Below are 25,814 nucleotides of genomic sequence, written 5' to 3' on the forward strand. Positions count from 1 at the left end.
AATCAAGATTTCCCTCGGCGCGCTCAGTCCCATTGAGTATCGTGAAAGCCTGGGCTTCGCGGCATAACCAGTCCAAGTTTTTGTCCGCATCCCCACTGGGTCAGTTTTCGGTCAGCGGCAACAGATCTTCGAAACCTAGACGTTTTAGGTGGGCTCGGTAAATCTAAAAATTCCTGGTGGAAATTTTAGCGTATAATTGTATACATACCAAATCTCGATCGGCTCAGAGGAATAATTCGCTAGCTTAATATGTGCATATTATATTGTTTTTGTGCTGTGAAGATAAAGCGACAGGTAATTAGAAGTATATTAAATTGCGACTTTCAAGAAAACCTCTGGTTTAAAGAACTAATTAGTCCGGTTTGCAGGTGTGTTGATCATTGGATTTCGTCTATCAGTCGAAGAATTTAAATTCTCGATTCAGACTCTGAGCCCTTCCATAAATAGAGCCTGAGTTCATATGCCGATCTGCAGAATTTTTGCTGAGCAGGAATTTTTCAAATACGTGAAATAGTGCTATTTACGAAAAATACATACTAATCATGTACTTATGCTAAAAATAGCGTTTTACCACGGATATATGAACCCGTCATTCGTCTTGCGGTACGTATGCTGATGGAGCGTCATGGCTACGAAGTCATTGCAGAAACAGATAATGGCGTGGATGCATTACAACTGGCTCGTGAACATATGCCGGATATTGTCATCCTGGATATAGGAATACCGAAGCTGGATGGGCTGGAAGTTATCGCGCGTCTTGTCTCGGCAGCAATGCCAATGAAAGTACTGATATTGACTTCCCAGGCCCCCGGACATTTTTCGATGCGTTGCATGCAGTCGGGTGCCGCTGGATATGTTTGCAAGCAACAGGATCTCACTGAGTTGCTCAGTGCAATAAAGGCTGTATTGTCAGGCTACAGTTATTTCCCCAATCAAGCCTTGCATACAGTGCGTTCCAGTCTCGGGAACGCCAGTGAAGCCGATATGGTGGATCGTCTGTCGGGGCGTGAAATGATGGTTTTGCAACAGTTGGCCCGAGGCAAGACCAATAAGGAAATTGCCGATGGCATGTTCCTCAGCAATAAAACCGTCAGCACTTACAAGACTCGTCTGTTGTTGAAGCTCAATGCGCGGTCCTTGGTGGACTTGATCGAACTGGCTCAGCGCAATGGGCTGGTGTGACTGCGTCAGCGCTTCACGGGGCTTGGTAAATGGGCGTTTTCGAGGTTTCGCACTTAAAAAAAAAGCCTCCGTTTCGGGAGGCTTTCAGGTGTCATAAGTCAAAATCGTAATCGGCCAACTGTTTTTGCAGTCGGCGCTCCTCCAGCAGGTTGTCGATCGTACGGCGTTTGCTCAGGTTGGTCTTTGCCACTTCAACCACCGGTTCCGCGTCATCGGCCTCAACGGGTATGAAGTCCTCTTCTACGTCCAATTGCTCTTTGCCAGTGCTCATAAGGTTAACTCCAGGCTAAGACTGCCTTTGGCGCTCCTTATAGCGACAATCTCTGCGCGGGTAAAAAAGATTTTTTCAATCGATAAATCAAAAAACCTAATAGCGCCTCAATCGTCCGAAGTCTTGTGCTTGTATTCGCACAGGTCTTCGATCCGGCAACTGCCACAACGGGGCTTGCGGGCCAGGCAGACATAACGTCCGTGAAGAATCAGCCAGTGATGGGAATCGAGCAGGTATTCCTTGGGCACAAACTTCATCAGTTTTTTCTCGACCTCCACCACGTTTTTACCCGGCGCAATGCCGGTACGGTTACTGACCCGGAAAATGTGGGTGTCCACGGCCATGGTCAGTTGGCGAAAGGCGGTGTTAAGCACCACGTTGGCGGTTTTGCGGCCAACGCCGGGTAACGCTTCCAGCTCCTCGCGGGTCTGCGGTACTTCGCCTCCATGGCGTTCCATCAGCAAGCGACACGTCTCGATCACGTTTTTTGCCTTGCTGTTGAACAGGCCGATGGTCTTGATGTACTCCGACAATCCTTCGACGCCCAGCGCATAAATCGCCTGCGGTGTATTGGCCACCGGGTAGAGTTTCGCGGTGGCCTTGTTAACGCCGACATCGGTCGATTGCGCTGAGAGAATCACGGAGATCAGCAATTCGAAGGGCGAGGAGTAGGCCAGTTCGGTCTTCGGTTCCGGGTTGTCTTCATGCAGCCTGCGGAAAATTTCCAGACGTTTTGCGGCATTCATGGGCTGTGCGTTTCCTCGAAAGCGGTCAGTGTGAGGGATTCGGGCGGGACCAGGCCTGCCAGGCGGCGATCAAAAGCCCCAGCAGGATGAATCCACCGGGGACCAGGGTGGCCAGGTGCAGGCCTCCATTGCCGATGAGTTCGCGCAGCAGGCCCAAGCCCACCATCAGCGCGCCGAACAGGCCACACAGGCGAAGACGGTCACGCAATGCGCTCTGGAAGAAGCCCGTGTGGTCAAGAACGACACATTGCAAGGCGATGAGTCCGGCATAGATTCCCACCTGCTGCTGCCATTTGAGTGACCAGACTTGTGCAGCGATTTCCGCGCAACTGGTCAGCGTGGCGGCCAGCAAAATGCCGGCAAACAGTCGGGCAGACGGGACAAGGCGTGGTCGCAGGGTCGCCATACCGACGCCGTAGGCACTGATCACCACAATGAACATCAACCACAGGCCAAGCGCGGTCATCCACGAGTCGGTGGCGCCGATCAGCGGTGCAAGCATCAGCGAGTTCTGCAGCGTCGATGACTTATTCATGGGGACTGTTCCCGACCAACTGTTGCCGATGTTCATCGAAGTAGCGCAAGGCGTCGTGGATGGCGTTGATCACGGCTCTGGAAGTGATGGTCGCCCCTGCGATCTGATCGAACTGGCCCTGATCCTTTTTCAACGCCCAGCCATTGTCGACCGGTTCGCTTCGGGACTTGCCGGCAAAGGCGTTGAGCCAGGCATTCGGCCAGTCGGCGATTCGTGCGCCCAGCCCCGGTGTCTCGGATTGCCTGAGGGTTTTGACCCCCACCAACGTGCCGTTTGCACCGATGGCGATCAACACGTCAATACTGCCGGCATAACCCAATACCTGGCTGCGCAATAAAACCACGCTGGGTTGGCCAGCCTTGGTCGCCAGGTAAGCGCTTTGCAATGTGCTGTTGGTCAACACGGCATCGTCGAGGCGCAACGGTTGTTCCAACGGTTGATTGTCGTAGCTGTCAGCGGGCAGCAAGTCCAGCAGATTACGGCTGTCGATCAGGCGCTGTTCGGACGCAATGCGTGGCGCGCTGCTTTGCTGCACAAGGTAAGTTGCGCCAATTCCCAGGCCTGCCAGCAGGACCACAATCACCACGCTCGACGCTCGGCTCATGGCGCGGTTCGCTCCTGCCTCGAGGCGACAAACCGGTCCAGCGTCGGTACGCAGAGGTTCATCAGCAGGACCGCAAACGCCACGCCGTCCGGATAACCGCCCCAGGTACGAATCAGGTAAGTCAGCAGTCCCACGCCTGCGCCGAACAACAGTCGCCCGCCTGGGCTCTTGGCGCCAGACACCGGTTCCGTGACGATAAAGAATGCGCCCAGCATGCTCGCGCCGGTGAGCAGATGGAACAGTGGCGAGCCATGGGAATCGGACCCCGAACCGTTCCAGCACAGCAGGCTGATGACGAACAGGCTGGCAAGCATGCCGACCGGCGCATGCCAGCTGAATACCCGCTGTTGCAGCAGAAACACGCCCCCCGCCAAAAAGGCCAGGTTGACCCATTCCACGCCACGCGCACCGAAGTGGCCGAAGGCCGGATTGCCAGCGAAGAGTTCGTCCATGGTCAGGCTTTTGTTGATTCGCAGGCTGTCCAGCGCCGTGGCCTGGACCCAGGCATCCGGCGTCTGGCTGAGGCTGAAACCGAACACGTGTTGCACACCACCGAGCAGGTCCATGCCGTGGGACGACGGCCAATGGGTCATCTGCTGGGGAAACGTCACCAACACCAGGGCAAAACCGAGCATCGCCGGGTTGAACGGATTTTTCCCGACGCCGCCATACAGCTGTTTACCGAACAGCGCGAACGTCGCGGCACAGACCGTCAGCCACCACGGGCAATACGGTGGCAAGGCCAGCGCCAGCAACGTTGCACTGACCAGCGCGCTGCCGTCGCTCAAGGTGGGTTTGAGCTCCCGCTTGCGCAGCTGCAATACCGCCGCTTCAACGGCCAGCGCGGTCACACCGGCCAGCATCAGGTTGATCAATACCCCCCAGCCGTACAACCAGAACAACACCAGCATGCCCGGTACGGTGGCCAGCAACACCAGCTTCATGGCCTGCTGCAGGCGCTCGTCGACCGATTCAAGGGGCGACATAGGCATCCACCTGACGCTCGGCTTCCTGGAGACGGGCGCGCGCCTTGTTCATCAGCTCGGCGGGTGTGTCGGTGCGTCGTTCGAGTTTGCTGACGTCGGCGCGAGCGTAGGCCAGTTCGGTTTTCAGCTGGCGAAGCTGGTTGTCGATGGGACGTTTTTCAACACGCGCCAGGTCAGGTAAAGGTTGTTCGCTCGAAGCCTCGGCGGTGTGGAGGTTTTTTTCGGCCTCGCTGAGTGCGCGTTCCAAGGCTTCGATCTGCTCGACCGGCGCTTCACTGGTTTGAGCTTTCTTGAGTTCGGCGCGGCGCATGGCCAGCTGGATTTTCGCCCGTTTCAGCTCGGCGTCCTTTACTGGCGCACTGGGCGCAGCGGCGGGCGGTGCGCTGCTTTCCAACTGCGCCAGGGCTTGTTCGGATGCTTCGAACTGCTGTTGCAGAACAATCAATTGCGATTGCTGTTCGAAGGTCGGCGGATGGCCGAACGCCTTGAGCGATTTGTTCAGTTGCGCGCGGCTCATTGCCAGATCGATCTTGGCTTTTTTCAACGCAGCATCGGCGTTCGCCGCTTTCTGCGCTCGGACCCTTTCCAGCGCGGCCTGAACCGGGTCGAGCGTTGTCACTTCTGTGTGTTGCGCGGCGCGATTTGCCCGGGCCTGACGCTCGGCGAGTTTCTGTTCTTCTTCTCGGTGCAAACGCGCATTGCGCTGTTCAAAACGGCGCCGTGCGTGATTGCGTTTGGCGGTGCGCGCCTGTTGCTCTTCAAGACTGAACGCCAGGCCACCGACAATCGGTAACACCGTGGCCAGCGGCAATGGCCGCATTTCGATGCAATCCACCGGACAAGGCGCCACGCAGAGGTCGCAACCGGTGCATTCGTCGATGATCACCGTGTGCATCAGTTTCGCCGCGCCGACGATCGCATCTACCGGACAGGCCTGAATGCATTTGGTGCAGCCAATGCACTCGGCCTCGCGGATGTAGGCGATTTGCGCCGGGGCCGAACCGCGACTGACGTCCAGCTCCAGCACCGGCACTTTCAGCAATTCGGCCAGTGCCGAGATGGTTTCGCGGCCCCCTGGCGGGCATTTGTTGATTGGCTCGCCACTGGCAATGCCCTCGGCGTACGGCTTGCACCCGGGGTGGCCACACTTGCCGCATTGGGTCTGCGGCAAGAGGGCGTCGATGCGTTGAATCAGACTCATGTTTTGATCAGTCCACTGAATCCGAGAAAAGCCACTGCAATCAAACCGGCGCCGATCAGGTCGATCGGCAGGCCGCGAAAGGGCAGGGGGATATCATTTTCGATTGTGCGTTGACGCAAGTCGCTGAACAGGCTCAGTACCAGCCAGAAACCCAGGCCGGCACCCAGGCTCAGGGCCATGGCATGGAAGAAGCCTTTGTCGTCCTGAGCGTTGAGCAGCGTCAGCCCGAGTACGCCAGCATTGCCCAGCAGCAGGGGCCAGAGACCATCGAACGCAAGCTTTGGAAGTAACCGGGAAAGCACTTTCAGCAGCGGGCCAATCAGCAGAACGCTTAATGGCAGGAACACGAAAAGGCGCAGCGACGTCAGCTCCAGCGGAACCAGCAACCAACGGTAAGTCGAGTAGCCCACTATGCCGACGATCAACATCAAGCAGGCCGTCGCCAGGCCCAGCGCGTGGACTTGCCGGTGCTCGTTGCCCAGCAGCGGATCGACGCCCAGCGGCCAGTGCAACACGAGGTTGTTGATCAGGGCAGTGCTGATAAGCGTAAGAACAATTTCGGTCATGATCGTGCCGGCAAGAACGGGGCTTTTTAACGGAGCGGTCTAAAAAGCTTAGGCATTATCCGGCAAGGACGGAGGGTGGGCCAGACATGAAAATCCCACAGTCGCGCCAGGCACGACTGTGGGATCGGTTTACCGCAGAGCCTTACTTGATGCGCTGACCTGGCTTGGCGCCACTGTCGGGGCTCAGCAGGTAGATTTCTTCACCGCCAGGGCCGGCCGCCATCACCATGCCTTCAGAGATCCCGAATTTCATTTTGCGGGGCTTGAGGTTGGCAATCATCATGGTCAGGCGACCTTCGAGCTTGGCCGGGTCCGGGTAGGCACTCTTGATTCCGGAGAGTACGTTGCGTTGCTCGTCGCCGATGTCCAGGGTCAGGCGCAGCAGCTTGTCGGCACCCTCGACGGCTTCGGCCTTGAGGATCAGGGCGACGCGCAGGTCGACCGCGGCAAAGGTATCGAACTCGATCTCCGGCGACAGCGGATCCTTGGCCAGTTCACCGTTGCCGGCAGGTGCCGCTTCGCCGGTGTCGGTCTGACTGGCGGTCAGGTCTTCTTTCGAAGCATCGGTCATGGCTTGCACTTTCACCGGGTCGATGCGGGTCATCAACGGTTTGAACTCGTTCAGCTGATGGTTGCTGAGCAAGGTCGCGTGGTCGTTCCAGGTCAGCGGCGCGACGTTCAGGAATGCCTCGGCATCGGCGGCCAGCAGTGGCAGTACCGGCTTGAGGAAAATCACCAGTTGGCGGAACAGGTTGATGCCCAAGGCGCAGATGGCCTGGACTTCGTCGTGCTTGCCTTCCTGTTTGTTTAGCGACCAGGGTGCCTTGTCGGCGATCCAGGCGTTGGCGCGGTCGGCCAGGCCCATGATCTCGCGCATGGCACGGGCAAAGTCGCGAGCCTCGTAGGCTTCGGCAATGCTTGGCGCTGCGGCGAGGAAGGCTTCGGTCAGTTCCGGTGCGGCGTTACCCGCCACCAGCACGCCGGCGTTGCCCTTGTGGATGAAACCGGCGCAGCGGCTGGCGATGTTGACGACTTTGCCGACCAGGTCGGAGTTGACCTTCTGTACGAAGTCTTCGAGGTTCAGGTCGAGGTCATCGACGCCACGGCCCAGCTTGGCCGCGTAGTAATAACGCAGGTATTCCGGCGACAGGTGATCCAAGTAGGTCCGGGCCTTGATGAAGGTGCCACGGGACTTGGACATTTTCTGACCGTTGACGGTCAGGTAACCGTGCACGTTGATGCCGGTCGGCTTACGGAAACCGGCGCCTTCGAGCATCGCTGGCCAGAACAGGGCGTGGAAGTTGACGATGTCCTTGCCGATGAAGTGATACAGCTCGGCCGTGGAGTCCTTGCCCCAGAACGCATCGAAATCCAGCTCCGGCGTACGGTTGCACAGGTTCTTGAAGCTGGCCATGTAGCCGATCGGCGCGTCCAGCCAGACGTAGAAGTATTTGCCTGGCTCGCCAGGAATTTCGAAACCGAAGTACGGCGCATCGCGGGAGATGTCCCACTGTTGCAGGCCGGCATCCAGCCATTCGGCGATCTTGTTGGCGACGGCGTCTTGCAGGGTGCCGCTGCGGGTCCAGGTTTGCAGCATTTCCTGGAAGTCCGGCAGCTTGAAGAAGAAGTGCTGGGAATCCTTGAGCACCGGCGTGGCGCCAGAGATTGCCGACTTCGGATCCTTCAGGTCGGTCGGCGCGTAGGTCGCACCGCATTTTTCGCAGTTGTCGCCGTACTGGTCTTCAGTGCCGCATTTCGGGCAGGTGCCCTTGATGAAGCGGTCGGCCAGGAACATTTTCTTTTCCGGGTCGAAGTATTGCGTGATCGAACGCGTGGCGATGTGCCCGGCGTCGCGCAGCTTCAGGTAGATCTGGCTCGACAGCTCACGGTTTTCTTCGGCGTGAGTGGAGTGGAAGTTGTCGAAGTCCACCAGGAACTCGGCAAAGTCGGCGCTGTGTTCAGCCTGGACGTTGGCGATCAGTTGTTCCGGGGTGATGCCTTCCTTTTCCGCGCGCAGCATGATGGCCGAACCGTGGGCGTCGTCGGCGCAGACATAAATGCATTGGTTGCCGCGGTGCTTCTGGAAGCGCACCCACATATCGGTCTGGATGTATTCCAGCATATGGCCGAGGTGGATCGAACCATTGGCATAGGGCAGGGCGCTGGTGACGAGGATCTTGCGTGGCTCGGACATGGGGCTCGGCTACTTGATGAAACGGAGGTCGGCCACTATAAAGCGCTGGCGCATATTTTTCACCCCGTGAGGTTGTTTCCTCCGATGATCGAGTGGGTGGGGCCGCCAAAAGATCGCAGCCTTCGGCAGCTCCTGCGCGTTCGGCGCAATCCGTGTAGGAGCTGCCGAAGGCTGCGATCTTTTAGGGACATCCCGCCAAACGATCAGAACAGGTACGATACCCGCCTGATTTTCCAGTCTTGCTATCGGAGTTGCCCATGAGCGCCGTCAATCGCGCAGCGGTGGAAGCCGTCCTTCGCCAATACACCGACCCTTACTTGAACCAGGACCCGGTCAGCGCCGGGTGCGTGCGCAACGTCGACATTCAGGGTGATCGCGTCAGCGTCCAGCTGGAGTTGGGCTACGCCGCCGGGCTGTTCAAAAGTGGCTGGGCGCAGATGCTGCAAATGGCCATCGAAGGTCTCGACGGCGTCACCAGCGCTCGCGTCGATATCACCACTGTGATCGCCGCGCACAAGGCGCAGGCGCAGATTCCGGGGCTGGCCAACGTCAAGAATGTTGTTGCCGTGGCGTCCGGCAAGGGCGGCGTGGGCAAATCCACCACTGCCGCCAACCTCGCGTTGGCCCTGGCCCGCGAAGGCGCCAAGGTCGGGATCCTCGACGCGGACATCTACGGTCCGAGCCAGGGCATCATGTTCGGCATTCCCGAAGGCACCCGACCAAAGGTCAAGGATCAGAAGTGGTTCGTGCCGATCGAGTCCCATGGCGTTGAAGTGATGTCGATGGCGTTCCTGACCGACGACAACACGCCGATGGTCTGGCGTGGGCCGATGGTTTCCGGCGCGCTGTTGCAACTGGTGACACAAACGGCCTGGGGCGATCTGGATTACCTGGTCATCGACATGCCGCCAGGCACCGGTGACATCCAATTGACCCTGGCGCAGAAAGTCCCGGTGGCCGGCGCGGTCATTGTCACCACCCCGCAAGACCTGGCGTTGCTGGACGCACGCAAAGGCGTGGAGATGTTCCGCAAGGTCAACATCCCGGTACTGGGCGTGGTGGAAAACATGGCCGTGCACATCTGCTCGAACTGCGGGCATGCCGAGCATCTGTTCGGTGAGGGCGGTGGTGTGAAGCTGGCCAACCAATATGGCGTGGAGCTGCTGGCTTCGTTGCCGTTGGCAATGGCCATTCGCGAACAGGCCGACGGCGGCAAGCCAACGGTGATCGCCGAGCCGGACAGCCCGATTGCGCTGGTCTACCAGGAACTCGCCCGCCATGTCGGCGCGCGGATTGTGTTGCAGGAAGCGGCGACCCCGGCGATGCCGAACATCACCATCAGCGACGATTAATAAGCCGAAACACAATCAACTGTGGGAGCGGGCTTGCTCGCGATAGCGGTGTGTCATTCAACAGATAATTTGACTGATCTACCGTTATCGCGAGCAAGCCCGCTCCCACATTGGTTTTTCGGTGTTGGTTAGATCCGCAACCCGCCATCCATTTCCAGAATCCGACCGGTGTAGTAGTCGTTCTCGAAAATGTACGCCGCCGAATGAGCGATTTCTTCCGGCTTGCCCATACGCTTGAGCGGAATCCCGGACGTCATCTTCTCCAGCGCTTCAGGCTTCATGCCCAGCGTCATCTCGGTTTCGATAAAGCCCGGCGCAATACCCGCCACACGAATACCGTAGCGCGCCAGTTCCTTCGCCCAGGTCACGGTCGCCGCCGCGACACCAGCCTTGGCGGCTGAGTAGTTGGTCTGACCGACGTTGCCGGCACGGGAGATCGACGAGATATTGATGATCGCGCCGCTGTTGTTCAGCTCGACCATTTTTGCCGCGACTTCACGGGTGCACAGGAACACGCCGGTCAGGTTGACATCGATCACCGCCTGCCATTGAGCCAGGCTCATCTTGGTCATCTCGCCGTCCTTGACCTTGAGCAGCAAGCCGTCGCGCAGGATCCCGGCGTTGTTGATCAGGCCATGAATCGCACCGAAATCCTCGGCCACCTGGGCAACCATGTGCGTTACTTGCTCTTCATTGGCGACGTTGCACAGGTAGGCGCGGGCTTCGACACCCTTGGCCTTGCATGCGGCAACGGTGTCGTCGAGTTTTTCCTGGTTCAGGTCGACCAGCGCAAGCTTCGCGCCTTTGCCAGCGAAATACTCGGCCATGGAACGGCCTAAACCCTGGCAACCGCCAGTGATAATGATTACTTTGTCAGTGAGTTGCATTCGCATGCCCCGGTAACAGGTTGGAGTGGTCTTCCTGCAAGAGAGCCTCTCGATCTGCACCGCACGTGCACATGAGAACTGCCCCGATGGCGGACTGTAACTTTCACCAGTCGCCTGTCCGTTTTTTCGACGGATTCTATATAAGGAGTCATAAATTGAGCGTTGAAGCGGCCAAGAATGCCCGAGAATTGCTTCTCAAGGAATACCGTGGGGTGCTCTCGACGCACTCCAAGGCGATGCCCGGCTTCCCGTTTGGCTCGGTGGTTCCGTACTGCCTGGACGGGCAGGGGAGGCCGCTGATCCTGATCAGCCGCATCGCCCAGCACACGCATAACCTGCAAAAAGACCCGAAATGCTCATTGTTCGTGGGCGAGCGTGAGGCCGAAGATGTACAAGCCGTCGGTCGCCTGACCTACCTCGCCGAAGCGGAAAAGCTCGAGGACGAGGCCGCCATAGAAGCGGCGGCCGAGCGTTACTACCGCTATTTCCCGGATTCGCAGAGCTACCACAAGGCCCACGATTTCGATTTCTGGGTGCTCAACCCCGTGCGTCACCGCTACATCGGCGGTTTCGGTGCGATTCACTGGGTCGATCAACTGACTCTGGCCAATCCTTTCGCAGGCAAGGCGGAAGTGAGCATGATCGAGCACATGAATGCCGATCACGCCAAAGCCATCGCCCACTATGTCGACCTCGCCGGCCTGCCGAAAACCGAGCCGGCGCAATTGGCCGGGATCGATATGGAAGGCATGCACCTGCGCATCGGTCAGGGACTCTACTGGCTACCGTTTCAAGCGCCATGTAATACGCCGACACAAGTGCGGGAAGCCTTGGTTTTCCTGGCTCACGCCGAGCATTGGCCGAAAAATGAAGTGGCCGGCGCTTGAATTCACGCAATGGCGACGTCATCTAGGGAACACTGGCAAGGCATTCTTGCGTTGAGGAACCATTTGATGCGCCCTTTTTTATTGCTCTTTGTACTGTTTCCGGTGTTGGAGCTGTTCGTATTCGTCAAGGTGAGCGGGGCGATCGGGTTTTTCCCGGCCCTGCTGCTGGTCATTCTCGGCTCGATGCTCGGCGTGTTCGTGCTGCGTATCGCCGGCCTGGCAACCGCGCTGCGTGCGCGTGAAAGCCTGAACCGCGGCGAACTGCCGGCCCAGACCATGCTCGAAGGCCTGATGCTGGCACTGGCCGGTGGTCTGTTGATCCTGCCGGGCTTCGTCACCGACGTGCTGGGCCTGATCCTGTTGCTGCCGATCTCTCGCCGGCTGCTGGCCAACAAAATGCGCCAGCGCGCCGAAGAGGCGGCGATCCGTCAGCGTGCGTTCGCCGATGATCTGCAGCCACGGGGCGGCCCTGCTCCACAGCAGCCGTTGGGCCGTGAGCCGAACGTGATCGAAGGCGAGTTCGAACACCGCGATTCCAAGTAAACCGTTTCACCTGCACGGCACCTTCGGGTGCCGTGTTCGTTTTGGGGCATGGATGTAAAAAATTTCGATCCGCGCCCTTGTAATAAGCTTATCCGCCCTTATGTAACGGTCACCGCAAGGTTTCTGGCGATCACGCCAGACAGACTTCCGCGGTTCGCTTGACGAACCGCACCCGGCACCGCCGGATTTGTTAAACCCGCCGGGAATACACCGGCCGATGAAAACCACAATTAGGAGAGATCGACAATGAAGCTTCGTCCTCTGCATGACCGCGTCGTCGTCCGTCGCAGCGAAGAAGAAAAGAAAACCGCTGGCGGTATCGTCCTGCCAGGTTCGGCTGCTGAAAAGCCAAACCAGGGCGAAGTCCTCGCTGTAGGCCCAGGCAAAGTTCTGGACAACGGTGAAGTGCGTGCGCTGTCCGTGAAAGTGGGTGACAAGGTTGTGTTCGGCCCTTACTCCGGCAGCAACACTGTGAAAGTTGACGGCGAAGACCTGCTGGTCATCGGCGAGAGCGAAATCCTCGCTGTTGTCGAAGGCTGATTCCCCGCTCATTTTCCCGTTACTACAAAGTATTTAAGGAATATCGATCATGGCTGCTAAAGAAGTTAAATTCGGCGATTCCGCCCGCAAGAAAATGCTCGCCGGTGTCAACGTCCTGGCTGACGCGGTAAAAGCGACCCTGGGCCCTAAAGGCCGTAACGTGATCATCGAGAAGAGCTTCGGCGCTCCGACCATCACCAAGGACGGCGTGTCCGTCGCTAAAGAAATCGAACTGAAAGACCGTTTCGAAAACATGGGCGCGCAGCTGGTCAAAGACGTTGCCTCCCGTGCCAACGATGACGCAGGCGACGGCACCACCACCGCTACCGTTCTGGCTCAGTCGATCGTCAACGAAGGCCTGAAAGCCGTCGCTGCCGGCATGAACCCGATGGACCTCAAGCGCGGTATCGACAAAGCGACCATCGCGATCGTCAAAGAGCTCAAAGCCCTGTCCAAGCCTTGCGCTGACACCAAGGCCATCGCTCAGGTCGGCACCATCTCGGCCAACTCCGACAACTCCATCGGCGACATCATTGCCGAAGCCATGGAAAAAGTCGGTAAAGAAGGCGTGATCACCGTTGAAGAAGGCTCGGGCCTGGAAAACGAACTGTCGGTTGTTGAAGGCATGCAGTTCGACCGTGGCTACCTGTCCCCGTACTTCGTCAACAAGCCAGAGACCATGACTGCCGAGCTGGACGGTCCGCTGATCCTGCTGGTCGACAAAAAGATCTCGAACATCCGCGAAATGCTGCCAGTACTGGAAGCCGTTGCCAAAGCCGGCCGTCCACTGCTGATCGTGGCCGAAGACGTTGAAGGCGAAGCCTTGGCGACTCTGGTTGTGAACAACATGCGTGGCATCGTCAAAGTCGCGGCCGTCAAGGCTCCAGGCTTCGGCGACCGTCGCAAGGCCATGCTGCAGGACATCGCTGTTCTGACTGGCGGTACCGTTATCTCCGAAGAGATCGGTCTGAGCCTGGAAAGCACTACCTTGGAACACCTGGGTAATGCCAAGCGCGTGATCCTGTCCAAAGAAAACACCACCGTGATCGACGGTGCCGGCGTTGAGGCTGACATCCAGGCTCGCGTTCTGCAGATCCGTCAGCAAGTGGCCGACACTTCGTCCGACTACGACCGTGAAAAACTGCAAGAGCGTCTGGCCAAGCTGTCCGGCGGCGTTGCAGTGATCAAGGTTGGCGCTGGTTCCGAAGTTGAAATGAAAGAGAAGAAAGCCCGCGTTGAAGACGCCCTGCACGCTACCCGTGCAGCCGTTGAAGAAGGCGTGGTACCTGGCGGCGGCGTGGCACTGGTTCGCGCTCTGCAGGCAATCTCCGAGCTGAAAGGCGACAACGATGACCAGAACGTTGGCATCCAGTTGCTGCGTCGCGCTGTTGAAGCGCCACTGCGTCAGATCGTTGCCAACTCCGGCGACGAGCCAAGCGTAGTTGTCGACAAGGTCAAGCAGGGTTCGGGTAACTACGGTTACAACGCTGCCACCGGCGAATACGGCGACATGATCGAAATGGGTATCCTGGACCCGGCCAAAGTGACTCGTTCGGCTCTGCAAGCGGCTTCGTCGATTGCCAGCCTGATGATCACCACCGAAGCCATGATCGCCGAGATCAAGGAAGACGCACCAGCTGGCGGCGGTATGCCAGACATGGGCGGTATGGGCGGCATGGGCGGCATGATGTAAGCCAGCCTTACCCCCGTACGAAAAAAACCCCGCCTGCGAAAGCAGGCGGGGTTTTTTATTGCCTTTGATGTGGGTCCGTCCGGAGACCGAGTCGCGGCCATCGCGGGCAAGCCACGCTCTCACAGGACCGCATCACCCCTGTGGGAGCGGGCTTGCCCGCGATGACGTCAGATCAAACGCTAACCGCTTGTGACTTGGTAACCCGCTCAGCCTCGGGAACCGGTCGATACAGGATGTAGTAATACGACCCCAGACAAATCAGCCAGCAGAAAATCGCCGTCCACACGTTGTGCGAGAAAAAATGCGCGCCCTGCATCATCCGGCTCACGGAAAACACCGTGCCCAGCGCAAAGGCAAAGATAAAGGCTTTACGTGCCAGACGCGGATACCGATCCCGCAGCACAAAGAACAATGCAAACAACGTGAACCCGGTCGCGGCATGTCCGCCGGGCCAGCAACGACCTGGTTTGTCGGTGGGTGGGCGCGGGCTGAGCAGTTCGCTATAGGTCTCGTGGCCGCCGAATTGCTCCAGACTCCACGGGCATTGAACCGCCGTCACCGCTTTGACCGGTGTGACAAAGGATGTCGCCAGCCCCAGGGACAGCACCAGACAGCCCAGTTCCCGTTTGAACGGTTTGAGCCTGTCGATGAAAAAGGCACCGATGAAACCGATGATCGCGAACACCGAAAAGGCGATGACCACTTGCTTGGCGCGGTCATGCAGGATGTTTTCGAGGAAGTAACTGTGGCGCCCGATGAAGTCTCCGGCCGCGGGATCATAGAACAGCGTGGCCAGGTCCATGTCCAGGGACGTCAGTTCGAGCAGCAGCAGAATGATCGCGGCAGCGGTGGGAACACCCAGGCACACCCAGAAATTGAGCGGGCGAGAGGCGGGGCGGGCAAGGGTCGAAACCATGGCAATTCCTTGGTCGGTTAAATGTTCTTGAAAGCGCAGCCGCGCGGAGTGTGAACCCGGTTGTGTCGCCTCTGCGTGAATCGATAGTGAAAAAGTCGTTAAGGACTCAACAGGTTTGTTGGCAGGGTTTTCAACTGCACACAGCCCTAGCCCTGAGCCACGCCAGGCCTTAAGCTGCGCGGGCCAAGACGGCCGTTGCTGTGTACGGAGGAGGTGCCCATGCGCATTCTGTTGGTTGAAGACAACCGCGATATCCTGGCCAATCTGGCCGATTACCTGGGGCTCAAGGGCTACACCGTGGATTGCGCGCAGGACGGTTTGTCAGGCCTGCACCTGGCGGCCACCGAGCACTACGATTTGATCGTGCTCGACATCATGTTGCCGGGTATCGACGGCTACACCCTGTGCAAACGCTTGCGCGAAGATGCCCGTCGCGACACGCCGGTGATCATGCTCACTGCCCGCGATCAACTGGACGACCGCCTGCAAGGCTTCAAGTCCGGCGCCGACGATTACCTGATCAAACCCTTTGCCCTGTCTGAACTGGCCGCGCGGATCGAAGCCGTGATGCGTCGGGCACAGGGCGGCGGCCGTCGTACCTTGCAGGTCGGTGATCTGAGCTACGACCTCGATACCCTGGAAGTCACCCGCGAAGGGCGCCTGCTGAAACTCAACCCGGTAGGCCTGAAGTTGCTGGCCGTGCTGATGCAGAAAAGCCCGCACGTCCTGCGTCGGGAAATTCTCGAAGAGGCCTTGTGGGGCGATGACTGTCCGGACAGCGACAGCCTGCGCAGTCACGTCCACCAATTGCGTCAGGTGATCGACAAACCGTTCGCCAAGCCTTTGCTGCAAACCGTGCACGGTGTGGGTTATCGCTTGGCCGAGGGGCGTGATGGAGTTTAAACAGAGCCTTGCTCAACGGATCATCATCGCCTTTGCGCTGATGAGCGCCCTGGTCGCCGGAGCTTTCGCCATGGGCATTGTCGCGACCGTGCACCTGGTGGAAGAAAAACTGATTTCGGCAGGTCTCGGCGGTGATTTGCAACGCCTGCTGTTGATGGACAGTGTGTCTGACTGGAGCCATCGCCCCGAGCCGGACCAGCTGTTCTATTTCAGCGGCGGGCCGGGTGATTTCGAGTTGCCCAAGGATTTGCGCCATCTCGACCCGGGCTTCCACGAAGTGTTCCGGGAACAGCTGTCGTACCACGCGATGGTCGAAGTCGTCGATGGCCGGCGTTATGTACTGCTGCAGGACCAGAGCGATTTCGAAGAACGTGAACGGGTGTTGTTCGCCGTGGTGCTGGTGGGCTTCGTCCTGAGTCTGGCGTTGGCGGTATTCCTCGGCTGGATACTGGCGCGCAAAGTGATGGCGCCAGTTGTGCGGCTGGCCCGCCAGGTGCGCCACCGCGACCAGTTGCTGGGTCTGGCGCCACCGCTGGCACCGGACTATGCCGCCGATGAAGTGGGCGAGCTGGCCGTGGCCTTCGACGCCACCCTCGGCCGCCTGCGCCAGGCATTGACCCGGGAACGCCTGTTCACCAGTGACGTCAGCCACGAGTTGCGCACCCCGTTGATGGTCCTGGCCAGTTCCTGTGAGCTGCTGCTGGAAAACCCCGGTATCGACCAGCGCGGTCGGGCTCAGGTCGAGCGGATCGCCCGTGCCTGCGAAGAGATGCGTGAGCTGGTGCAGACCTTCCTGATGCTGGCCCGTGCCCAACGTGAAGACGCCAGCATGGCGCCGCAACAGTCGCTGGCCCAGGTCGCCGACGGGCTGCTCAATCTATGGCGCGAACCGATCGAGGCCAAAGGGCTCTCGCTGATCTTTGAACCGGGCAATCCGGCCAGCACCTGCTACAACGCCACGCTTCTGCACGCAGTCATGGGCAACCTGTTGCGCAATGCGCTGCATTACACCGAACGGGGCTTTATTCGCTTGACCCTGACGACTACGGGTTTCACGGTCGAAGACAGTGGCGTGGGCATTCCCGAAGAAAAACGCGAGGCAATGTTCGAGCCTTTCGTGCGGGGTAACGAGAAACGCGGCGAAGGCCTGGGTCTGGGCCTGTCGCTGGTGCAGCGGATTTGCGAAAACCAGGGGTGGAGCGTCAGTCTGACCAACATGGAGCCCCATGGTTGCCGGTTTCAGGTGGAGTTGAATCAGTCCGGGGCGTGATACTTTTCGTTTATGGCCCCCAGCCATCGTCGCCGCCCTGTAAAACCTCGAAATAGTTCGGGGTTTTACATGACATTTTTTTCACAAAGGCATGACCTGACGCTGACACGCCGCTACCTAAGGTGGTTGTCATCAGCAGCTCAGGAGTCCTTGGTGATGGCCGGCCCGATCAAACTTGATTTTTCCGAAAAATACGACGATCAACACGCTCAGGAGTATCTGCGCAAACATAAGGATGGTCTTGGCCGTCGACTGTCTCACTGGCGTGACGAGCAGCTGGCGCGACATGCGCTGGCGTTGGTGGGTGAACCCGGTCTGGTCCTCGATCTTCCCTGCGGTGCCGGGCGTTTCTGGCCGTTGCTGGCGGAAAAATCCAACCGTGTGATCATCGGAGCCGACAACTCCGAGTCGATGCTCAAGATCGCTTTACAGGCGCAACCTGCCGAAGTCGTGAAAAGGGTACAACCCTTGCAGACTTCTGCATTCGACATCGCCCTGCCTGATAACGCCGTCGACAGCATTTTTTGCATGCGTTTGCTGCACCACATTGGTGAAGCCGAGCATCGACTGGCCATTCTGCGTGAATTCGAGCGCGTCACCCGCGACAGCGTGATCCTTTCGTTATGGGTTGACGGCAATTTCAAGGCCTGGAGACGCAAGCGCCTGGAGAAAAGGCGTGAGCAGGAAGGTTACCAAAATCGGTTTGTGTTACCGGCTGCTACGGTCGAAAAGGAATTCGAGCAAGCGGGGTTCCGTATTCAGGAACAACTGGATTTTCTCCCGCTCTATGCCATGTGGCGGGTTTACATATTACGCAAGAGGTAATAGATGGCAGTGCAATGTGCAGCAAATACGGACGTCGTTTCCCAGGATCGTTTCGATCATTTCTGGAACCAGCGCGGCGAATGGGTTGAAGAGCCCAACGTTCGTCGCGGTGGTGAAAGTGGCGTGCAGCGAGTCAAGGGCAATGATGGACAGCTGTTCTACGCCAAGCGTCAGACCGGGCATGTCTATCGCAGCTGGCTGCACCCCTTCGGTCGACCGACGGTGCTGCGCGAACGGGACGCGCTCATCGGCTTGAGCCGGGTCGGCGTGGGGGTTCCGGAAATCGTTTTCTGCGGTGCGCAACGCGATCCTGTTCACAAATGGCGCGCATTGCTGGTGACCAAGGCACTGGACGGTTTCGAGGAAATCGAGCACTGGTACGCAGGCGGTGGCCGCGAGCGCCATGGTGAGGCGGTGCATGACCGCGTGCTGAAGGAGCTGGCCGATAACCTGGTGCGCATGCACAAGGCTCGGTGGCAGCACAGTTGCCTCTATCTCAAGCACGTCTTCGTCCGGGTTACCGGTGAGGGCGAGTCGGCGAAAATCGACGTTGCGTTGATCGATCTGGAGAAAGGCCGCCAGCGTTTGACCGCCCGTCACGCCGCGTCCCATGACCTGAAGCAACTGCGTCGCCACTCGTCGTTCAGCACGACGGACTGGCAGAAACTCGTCTACCTTTATGAGACGGCGTTTGGCAGCGCTATCAAAGGTTTATAGCAATGAAACTCGAAATTGCTAGAGGTTTGTTCTTGATAGGAGCCTTGGCAGTTGCTTCACTGGCGGTGGCGGCTTGGGAGCAGCCCCGCACGCAAGTCCTCAGTTCAGTGAACGGGGACGCGCGTTGTCCGATGCCGCGGGTTGCGAAAGCATCCGTTGCAACCCAACCCGATCATGATTTATTGCTGTTCATGTTCGGACTTTCTCAAGGACTGAGGCCGCAGAGTTGACCAGATTGAAGCCCAAATAAAAGGCCTCGCCAATGCGAGGCCTTTTTTATTCCCGATGACTTGAGACCTGCACCGACCCTTGTAGGAGCCGGCTTGCTGGCGATGGTGTGTCAGTCGACAAAAATGTAGCTGACACACCATCGCCAGCAAGCCGGCTCCTACAGGAGTTAGACGTTTACAGGTTTATCGGGTTTAGCCAACAACGTGTAAACGCACGGCAATACAAACAACGTAAACAGCGTCCCGATCGACATCCCCGTAGCGATCACCGTGCCGATGTCGAACCGGCTGACAGCGCCCGCGCCCGTGGCAATGATCAACGGCACCATGCCGAATACCATGGCCGCGGTGGTCATCAACACCGGGCGCAGGCGAATGGCCGCGGCTTCCTCAACCGCCTCGCGCGGGGTCAGGCCCTTTTCCTTGCGCAGCTGATTGGCGAACTCGACGATCAGGATCCCGTGCTTGCTGATCAGCCCGATCAGCGTCACCAGCCCGACCTGGGTGTAGATGTTCATGCTCGACCAGCCGAGGAACAGCGGGATCAACGCGCCACAGATCGACAGCGGCACCGTCACCAGAATCACCAACGGATCGCGGAAACTTTCGAACTGAGCCGCCAGCACCAGGAAAATGATCGCCAGAGCCAGGGCAAACGTCACCCACAGTGCGCTGCCTTCCTGAACGTACTGCCGCGATGCCCCGGCATAGTCGACGGCAAAACCCGCCGGCGCCTCTTCCCGGGCAATCTGACGCACCGCCTCCAGGGCTTCACCCATGCTCACCAATGGAACCCCGGACAGGATGGCCGAGTTAAGCTGCTGGAACTGATTCAACTGCCGCGGGCGGGCGCGGTCAGTCACGGTGATCAGGGTCGACAGGGCCAGCAGTTCACCCTTGGTGTTTTTCACGTAATAGTTGTTCAGCCAGTGGGGGTTGTCCCGGAACGGTCGTTCAACCTGCGCGATCACTTTGTAACTGCGGCCTTCAATGGTGAAACGGTTGATTTCCGCCTCACCCAGCAACGTCGCCAGTGTGCCGCCCAGATCCTGCATCGACACACCCATCTGCGCAGCCTTGGCGCGATCGATATCGACCACGACTTCGGGCTTGTCGAACGCCAGGTCGACGTCGACGAAGGCGAACTTGCCGGACTCCATCGCGCGTTTTTTCACCCGGTCCATCACTTGCAGCAGCGACTCGTAATCGTTGGCGGTATTGACGACGAATTGAAACGGCAGCCCCTCGCCGGTGCCCGGCAGGGAAGGCAGGTTGAAGCCGAAAATCTGCAACCCCGGAATGCTTTCCAGTTTGCTCTGCACCTCGGGCAGGATCTGCATTTGCGTGCGGTCGCGTTCGTTCCAGGGTTTCAGCAGAAAGCCGCCGATCCCCGATTGCACGCCGTTGAAACCGTTGATCTGGAACGAGGAGTAGTACTCGGGAAATGCCTTGAAGATGGTGATGAACTCGTCGGTATACGCATTCAGGTAATCGAGGTTGGTCGGCTGCGGGGCATTGGCCAGCATGAAAATGACGCCCTGATCCTCGTCCGGTGCCAGTTCCGATTTGGTGAAGGTGAGCAGCACCGGAATCAGGCACATCACAATCGCCGCAAACACCAGCACCACCGGGCGGGTGTTGAGCGTACCGTGCAACATGCTCTGGTAGCGGCGCTTCAAACGTTCGAAAATCAGGTCGAGGCGGTGGGCCAGGCCGCTGGGGTTTTCGTCGTGGCGCAGCAGAAAGGCGCACATCATTGGCGACAGGGTCAGGGCGACGATGCCGGAGATCACCACCGCCCCGGCCAGGGTCAGGGCGAACTCCTTGAACAACGCCCCGGTGAGGCCGGTGAGGAAGCCGATCGGCGCATAGACCGCCGCCAGGGTGATGGTCATCGAGATCACCGGCATGGCAATTTCCCGTGCGCCCTCAATGGCCGCGTCCAGCGGCGTCTTGCCTTCCTCGATGTGGCGGTGAATGTTTTCCACCACCACGATGGCGTCGTCCACCACCAGGCCGATGGCCAACACCATCGCCAGCAGCGTCAGCAGGTTGATCGAGTAGCCCATCATCTGCATGAAGAACATCACACCGATCATCGACAGCGGAATCGTCACCACCGGGATTACCACGGAGCGCAGCGCACCGAGGAACAGGAACACGACCACAATCACGATCAGCACCGCTTCGAACAGGGTTTTCACCACTTCGTCGATCGAGGCCTGGATGAACAGCGTGGCGTCGTAGGCAATTTCACCCTTGAGGTTCGGCGGCAGCTGGGCCTCGAGGTCGGGCATGATCTTGCGCACTTCCTTGATCACGTCCAGCGGGTTGGCGCCGGGCGTGGCCTTGATGCCGATGTACACCGAGGGCGTGCCACCAAAGGAGCTGATGGTGTCGTAGTTTTCCGCGCCCATTTCCACCCGCGCGACATCGCTGAGCAGCACGCGGCTGTCGCCATCGACCTTGAGTGGAATCGCGGCGAAGGCTTCCGCGGATTTGAGCTCGGTGTTGGCGTTGATACTGGTGACCACGTACTCGCCTTTCACTTCGCCGGCGGCGGAGAGGAAGTTGTACTTGCGCACGGCATCGGTCACATCACTGGCACTCAAGCCGAAGCCGGCCAGTTTCACCGGGTCCAGCCACAGGCGCATGGCGAACACCTGGTTGCCGAGAATCTCGGCTTCGGCCATGCCCGGCAGGGTCGCGAGTTTGGGCTGGATCACCCGCGACAGGTAGTCGGTGATCTGCGGGTTGCTCAGCTCCTTGCTGAAGAAACTGATGTACATCAGCGCCGAGGCGTCGGCGGCCTCCTTGCTCAGCACCGGGTCTTCGGCATCCTGAGGCAGCTGGTTTTTCACCTCGTTGGCCTTGGCCAGCAGCTCGGTGAACAAGCGATCGCTGTTGGAACCGATACGCGCGTAGATCGAGATCACCGAGAAGTTCTGGCGACTGACCGAAGTCATGTAGTCGATGCCTTCGGCGCTCGCCAGGCTCTGTTGCATCGGTTGGGTGATGTAGCCCTGGATGGTTTCGGCATTGGCGCCGGGATATGAGGTGGTCACCGTGATCAGGGCGTTTTCCATTTGTGGATACTGGCGCAGCGGCAGCTTGCTCCAGGCCTGGAAACCCAGCAGCACAATCAGCAGGCTGATCACGGAGGCGAGCACCGGGCGGCGGATGAACGGGTCAGTAAAAGCCATGGGGATTCCTTGATCAGTCCGCGCGCAGCGGGCTGCTCTGCTCGGCCGAAGTCTTGTCGTCGCTGATGGCAATGCGTGCGCCGTTGTCCAGTTTGATCTGGCCGCCGGTGACCACTTTTTCACCGTTCTGCACACCTTTGGTAATCATCACCACACCGTCGCGGCGTTCGCCGGTTTCGATGAAACGGCGTTCGGCGATCAGGATCGGTTCACCCTTGGCGTCTTTTTCCACGTTGCCGTCTTCGTTTTTTTTCTGTGTGACGACGTACAGCGAATTGCCGTACAGCGTGTACGTGATCGCGCTTTCCGGCACGACGATGCGCAGCTGCGGGTCGGGCAACATCACCTGCAGGCTGGCGAACATACCCGGCAACAGTTTGCCGTCAGGGTTGGCCAGGGTCGCGCGGACCTGCATGTTGCGCGTGCTGTTCTCGAGTTTCGGATTGATCGCGCTGATGGTGCCGGGGAACGTCTGCGCAGGGTAGGCCGCGACGATGATTTCAACCGGCTGGCCGATGGCGATCTTCGGCACCGACTGTTCGGGCACGAAAAAGTCGACGTAGAGACTGCTGAGGTCTTGCAGGGTGGCAATCATGGTGCCGCTGGCGAGGTAGTAGCCGACGTCAACCTGTCGAATGCCGATGGTCCCGCTGAAGGGCGCAACGATGCTTTTTTTGCCGAGTGCCGCCTTGAGTTGATTGACCGTGGCCTTGCTCTTTTTCAGCACCGCCGAAAGTCGGTCAAATTCGCCTTTGGAAATGGCCTGGCTGCCCACCAGTTGGCTACCGCGACCGTAATCGAGCTGGGCCAGCCCGAGGTCGGCCTGGGCGGTTTCCAGCAAGGCACTTTCCACGGCGCTGTCGAGGCGCAGAAGTGGTTGACCGGCCTTGACCTTCTGCCCTGACTCGAACTGCAAATCGATGACGGTGCCGTCGGTCTCCAGGCTCAGGTCCACGCCTTGCAGCGCCGTGAGTGTGCCGACGGCAGGCAGGCGGGCTTGCCAGGGCCGTTCGATGGCGGTGGCCACGGCAACGCTTATCGGCGGTTTCGGCGCGGAGAAGCCTTGCACCATCGTGTAGATGGAGAAGGCTTTGTAACCGGCCAGGACCAGTACGATCAGCAGAACAACACCCAACATGATCAGCATGCGGCGACGCAGCATATTTCCAGTTCCTTGGAGAAAATCAGGTGAGACAGGCGGGCACATTACTCCGAGAGCGGCAGTGAATCCAACTGCCACTTTTTACAGGGACTCAAGTCGTGTTGTGATGATGGCCGGAAGAGATCGCAGCCTTCGGCAGCTCCTGCATTTTACGGTGTACACCCGTAGGCGCTGCCGAAGGCTGCGATCTTTTGCCGTCGACTACGCCATCAAATGAAGGTGGTTATCCCAGAGCCCCGCCGGCAGCTCGAGGGGTTTTGCAACAAGGTTTGTCTGGCGGCAATCGTAGTAACGGCAGCGCCCTTGACCCGACGTCACGACAAAGCCGTCAGCCACCGCACCGACCCCGGCGCAATCGGGAAGTGGCGCATCCAGGCGCACTTCGCCGCTGTCCAGGTCCCAGATGAAAAAGCGATTGCCCCGTGGCGCGGTCAACGCGACCAGCCGCAAGTCACTGTGTACCGCGACGCTGGCGGTGTAATGCCCCATCGCCTGCAACTGATGCTCAGGCACCGGGAACGCCACGAACGGTTGTCCGGGCCGCTTGATGGCCAACAGTTCCGAAGATTCGTGAGAGGGGCCCATGAATTGCTGACCGGCGACGATGGTGCCGTCGCTGGCGATCCCCAGGTGCCGCACGCTGTTCATCTGCTGGGCGAGGGTTTCCTTGCTCAGCAAAGTACCGTCGCGTTGCATCAGCACCAGGCTCGGCTCCATGGCGTTGAGGTTCATCTCGACCCGGCTTTCCGCTTCGGTGCGAATCCCGCCGTTGGCCACCACCAGGGTTTCGCCATCGGGCATCCACGACACCTGATGCGGGCCGATGCCGTGGGTGGAAATTTCGCCGCTGTGCACGAGGCGCTCGCCTTCAAACTTATACACACCGAGCAAGCCGCGACCCGGATCGGATGTGTCGTTCTCGGTGGCATACAGCCAGTCGCCGCTGCGGTGAATCACCGCGTGACCGTAGAAATGCCGGTTCGGCTGCGAAGCCACGGTTTGCAACAGCGTGCCGTCGCGCAGGTCGATCAGGTAGCTCTCGGTGCCGGGGCGACGGGCGACAAACAGTGCAATCGGCAGCGTCGGGTGATTGATGATGTCGTGGCAACGCTGGCCGACCCGGGTGGCGAACACCCGTGTACCGTCCAGCCGATAACCCACGGCGTAATGCTTGCCGTCGGTATCGTCCCGCGCCGACAGCAGCAGCGGGCTCTTGTCCTTTTGCTTGAACAGCGTCCAGCCGCCCAGTGTCACTGCTCCCAGCAGCAAACTACCTAACGTCAGAGCCTGTCGTCGCAGCATGGCACTCGCCCTCATCAGTCACCGTCGTTGGCGTTGAAGCCCAGTTGGATACCCAGCGCCTTGGCCAGTTCGCCTTCGTGCAGGCGATGGACGACGTTGAGGCTGTCGTAGAGGTCGTTGAGCTGCTGGCGACCGACGTCGTCGTTGAGCATCTCGGTCAGCGAGCGCTGGTTGCTGGCGAACAGTTTCAGGGACGCGGCGTACGCGGCGTCGATCTTGTCGGCCAACGGTTTCTGCTCGCTCGGCAACAAGCCGCGCAAGCCTTTGTTGTCGACACCTTCCCAGACCGTTTTGGCGGCGGCGAGGCTGGCTTCGAGACCGGTCAGGGAAGACTGGCTGCGCCACTGGTCAGCCTGGAACGGTTGCGGTACGCCTTTGTTCTGACGGCCCATCGGCGTGCCGAGTTTTTTCTTCAGGCTGTCCAGGGCAGTGACTTGCACGCGCAGCAGATCGGCGATGGCTTCGTGGGAATCGGCGTAGCGCTGGTTCGGAAACTTGCTCATCTGCGCGAGCATGCCGTCGGTGTTGTTCCAGCTTTTCAGAATGTCTTCGGCCAACAGTTTCTGGCGCTCGCCAATCGCTTTCAGCAGCGGGCAGTACTTGGCTTTTTGCGCGTCATTGGCCACATCCGGCTTGCTGTCGAACAGGATGTATTCGTAGGCGGACAGGCCCTGAACCACAACGCTGGATTTGGCCAGGGCGGCAGCATCGATCTGCGGCTGGGTGTCGACCAATTGCTCGACCTGACGGCCGACAAGGTTTTTCTTGTCCGGCCAGAACTGCACCTGCCAGGCGCGATTGCCTTCGGCCAACGGACCGATCAGCAGCGGTTGCAGCTCGGCCCAGGCTTTCTGCGCGTGCAGGAAATCGGCGCGGGCGGTGTCGAGGTTTTCCTTGCCTTCGCAGTAGGCCAGCGCGCTGACAGCGAGTTGGCGGTCGGCTTCAATCCAGCGCGTGTAGGTCGGCAGGATCACCGACTTGGCGATGGCCGCCGACGTGACAGCCTGTGGATCCTGCGGTGAGCAGGCGCCGAGGGCGAGTGCGGCAAGGCTGGTGAATAACAACTTGGGACGGAACATGTCGGGCTCCCGATTCTTTA

The 25,814-nt window shown here is 59.1% G+C and carries 25 protein-coding genes; 11 read left to right on the plus strand and 14 right to left on the minus strand.

Features of this window, described 5'->3' with window-relative positions; genetic code table 11:
- The first annotated feature begins 576 nt into the window (after positions 1–576).
- Positions 577–1,182 (plus strand): response regulator transcription factor, encoded by a 606-nt coding sequence (locus FBY04_RS29670; RefSeq protein WP_178118340.1) that lies wholly within the window; start codon positions 577–579, stop codon positions 1,180–1,182.
- A gap of 91 nt (positions 1,183–1,273) precedes the next feature.
- Here FBY04_RS29670 and FBY04_RS29675 read toward each other — a convergent pair whose 3' ends face one another.
- From FBY04_RS29675 to metG, 8 genes are all read right to left on the minus strand, one after another.
- A complete protein-coding gene (locus tag FBY04_RS29675; RefSeq protein ID WP_145318955.1) occupies positions 1,274–1,453 on the minus strand; it encodes a PA3496 family putative envelope integrity protein in 180 nt (59 codons plus the stop codon).
- Positions 1,454–1,560: 107 nt separating this feature from the next.
- Positions 1,561–2,199 carry an endonuclease III gene (gene nth / locus FBY04_RS29680; RefSeq protein ID WP_084322712.1) on the minus strand — a complete coding sequence of 213 codons (639 nt, stop codon included), beginning with the start codon at positions 2,197–2,199 and terminating at the stop codon, positions 1,561–1,563.
- Positions 2,200–2,224: 25 nt separating this feature from the next.
- Positions 2,225–2,734, minus strand: a complete 510-nt coding sequence (locus FBY04_RS29685; protein ID WP_145318958.1) for an Rnf-Nqr domain containing protein — start codon at positions 2,732–2,734, stop codon at positions 2,225–2,227.
- Positions 2,727–3,338, minus strand: coding sequence for an RnfABCDGE type electron transport complex subunit G (locus tag FBY04_RS29690; RefSeq protein WP_145318962.1), 612 nt, complete (start codon positions 3,336–3,338; stop codon positions 2,727–2,729). Before FBY04_RS29690 ends, FBY04_RS29685 begins: the two co-directional genes overlap by 8 nt.
- A complete protein-coding gene (locus tag FBY04_RS29695) occupies positions 3,335–4,324 on the minus strand; it encodes an RnfABCDGE type electron transport complex subunit D (RefSeq protein ID WP_145318965.1) in 990 nt (329 codons plus the stop codon). Before FBY04_RS29695 ends, FBY04_RS29690 begins: the two co-directional genes overlap by 4 nt.
- Positions 4,311–5,525, minus strand: a complete 1,215-nt coding sequence (gene rsxB, locus FBY04_RS29700) for an electron transport complex subunit RsxB (RefSeq protein ID WP_145318968.1) — start codon at positions 5,523–5,525, stop codon at positions 4,311–4,313. Before rsxB ends, FBY04_RS29695 begins: the two co-directional genes overlap by 14 nt.
- A complete protein-coding gene (locus FBY04_RS29705; RefSeq protein ID WP_145318970.1) occupies positions 5,522–6,091 on the minus strand; it encodes an electron transport complex protein RnfA in 570 nt (189 codons plus the stop codon). The genes rsxB and FBY04_RS29705 overlap by 4 nt, the downstream gene beginning before the upstream one ends.
- Before the next feature lie 142 nt (positions 6,092–6,233).
- A complete protein-coding gene (gene metG, locus FBY04_RS29710) occupies positions 6,234–8,285 on the minus strand; it encodes a methionine--tRNA ligase (protein ID WP_084322718.1) in 2,052 nt (683 codons plus the stop codon).
- A 257-nt stretch (positions 8,286–8,542) separates the two neighbouring features.
- On the opposite strand from metG, the gene apbC reads away from it, so the two are divergent.
- A complete protein-coding gene (apbC, locus tag FBY04_RS29715) occupies positions 8,543–9,637 on the plus strand; it encodes an iron-sulfur cluster carrier protein ApbC (protein WP_084322719.1) in 1,095 nt (364 codons plus the stop codon).
- A gap of 128 nt (positions 9,638–9,765) precedes the next feature.
- Here the strand turns inward: apbC and FBY04_RS29720 are convergent, their stop codons facing one another.
- Positions 9,766–10,524: an SDR family oxidoreductase gene (locus tag FBY04_RS29720; protein ID WP_145318973.1), complete on the minus strand. Its 759-nt coding sequence runs from the start codon at positions 10,522–10,524 to the stop codon at positions 9,766–9,768.
- 155 nt (positions 10,525–10,679) lie between these two features.
- On the opposite strand from FBY04_RS29720, the gene FBY04_RS29725 reads away from it, so the two are divergent.
- The 4 genes from FBY04_RS29725 to groL all read left to right on the plus strand — a co-directional run bounded on the left by FBY04_RS29725 (position 10,680) and on the right by groL (position 14,187).
- Positions 10,680–11,411: a HugZ family protein gene (locus FBY04_RS29725; protein ID WP_084322721.1), complete on the plus strand. Its 732-nt coding sequence runs from the start codon at positions 10,680–10,682 to the stop codon at positions 11,409–11,411.
- A gap of 66 nt (positions 11,412–11,477) precedes the next feature.
- Complete coding sequence (locus FBY04_RS29730; RefSeq protein WP_145318976.1) at positions 11,478–11,954, plus strand: FxsA family protein; 477 nt, start codon at positions 11,478–11,480, stop codon at positions 11,952–11,954.
- Positions 11,955–12,200: 246 nt separating this feature from the next.
- Positions 12,201–12,494 carry a co-chaperone GroES gene (locus tag FBY04_RS29735; RefSeq protein WP_007948593.1) on the plus strand — a complete coding sequence of 98 codons (294 nt, stop codon included), beginning with the start codon at positions 12,201–12,203 and terminating at the stop codon, positions 12,492–12,494.
- Between the two features lie 49 nt (positions 12,495–12,543).
- Positions 12,544–14,187, plus strand: a complete 1,644-nt coding sequence (gene groL, locus FBY04_RS29740; RefSeq protein ID WP_008032122.1) for a chaperonin GroEL — start codon at positions 12,544–12,546, stop codon at positions 14,185–14,187.
- Positions 14,188–14,359: 172 nt separating this feature from the next.
- Here groL and FBY04_RS29745 read toward each other — a convergent pair whose 3' ends face one another.
- A complete protein-coding gene (locus FBY04_RS29745) occupies positions 14,360–15,103 on the minus strand; it encodes a phosphatase PAP2 family protein (protein ID WP_084322722.1) in 744 nt (247 codons plus the stop codon).
- A 219-nt stretch (positions 15,104–15,322) separates the two neighbouring features.
- On the opposite strand from FBY04_RS29745, the gene colR reads away from it, so the two are divergent.
- The 5 genes from colR to FBY04_RS29770 all read left to right on the plus strand — a co-directional run bounded on the left by colR (position 15,323) and on the right by FBY04_RS29770 (position 19,048).
- Complete coding sequence (colR, locus tag FBY04_RS29750; RefSeq protein WP_008032118.1) at positions 15,323–16,006, plus strand: two-component system response regulator ColR; 684 nt, start codon at positions 15,323–15,325, stop codon at positions 16,004–16,006.
- Positions 15,996–17,276, plus strand: a complete 1,281-nt coding sequence (locus tag FBY04_RS29755; protein ID WP_145318979.1) for a HAMP domain-containing sensor histidine kinase — start codon at positions 15,996–15,998, stop codon at positions 17,274–17,276. The genes colR and FBY04_RS29755 overlap by 11 nt, the downstream gene beginning before the upstream one ends.
- A gap of 156 nt (positions 17,277–17,432) precedes the next feature.
- Positions 17,433–18,101, plus strand: coding sequence for a class I SAM-dependent methyltransferase (locus FBY04_RS29760; RefSeq protein WP_145319028.1), 669 nt, complete (start codon positions 17,433–17,435; stop codon positions 18,099–18,101).
- A 3-nt stretch (positions 18,102–18,104) separates the two neighbouring features.
- Entirely contained in the window at positions 18,105–18,818 is a 714-nt protein-coding gene (locus FBY04_RS29765) for a lipopolysaccharide kinase InaA family protein (RefSeq protein WP_145318982.1), read from the plus strand.
- 2 nt (positions 18,819–18,820) lie between these two features.
- Positions 18,821–19,048, plus strand: coding sequence for a hypothetical protein (locus tag FBY04_RS29770; protein WP_084322726.1), 228 nt, complete (start codon positions 18,821–18,823; stop codon positions 19,046–19,048).
- 167 nt (positions 19,049–19,215) lie between these two features.
- Here the strand turns inward: FBY04_RS29770 and FBY04_RS29780 are convergent, their stop codons facing one another.
- From FBY04_RS29780 to FBY04_RS29795, 4 genes are all read right to left on the minus strand, one after another.
- Positions 19,216–22,251 carry a multidrug efflux RND transporter permease subunit gene (locus tag FBY04_RS29780; RefSeq protein WP_145318989.1) on the minus strand — a complete coding sequence of 1,012 codons (3,036 nt, stop codon included), beginning with the start codon at positions 22,249–22,251 and terminating at the stop codon, positions 19,216–19,218.
- Positions 22,252–22,264: 13 nt separating this feature from the next.
- The gene (locus tag FBY04_RS29785; protein ID WP_145318992.1) at positions 22,265–23,413 is read right to left on the minus strand and encodes an efflux RND transporter periplasmic adaptor subunit; all 1,149 of its coding nucleotides are present in this window, start codon (positions 23,411–23,413) and stop codon (positions 22,265–22,267) included.
- Positions 23,414–23,614: 201 nt separating this feature from the next.
- Positions 23,615–24,715 carry a DUF1513 domain-containing protein gene (locus FBY04_RS29790; RefSeq protein WP_084322728.1) on the minus strand — a complete coding sequence of 367 codons (1,101 nt, stop codon included), beginning with the start codon at positions 24,713–24,715 and terminating at the stop codon, positions 23,615–23,617.
- Between the two features lie 14 nt (positions 24,716–24,729).
- Positions 24,730–25,794, minus strand: coding sequence for an imelysin family protein (locus FBY04_RS29795; protein ID WP_145318995.1), 1,065 nt, complete (start codon positions 25,792–25,794; stop codon positions 24,730–24,732).
- Positions 25,795–25,814 lie beyond the last annotated feature (20 nt).

This window comes from Pseudomonas sp. SJZ080, assembly GCF_007828295.1.
GTDB lineage: Bacteria > Pseudomonadota > Gammaproteobacteria > Pseudomonadales > Pseudomonadaceae > Aquipseudomonas > Aquipseudomonas migulae_A.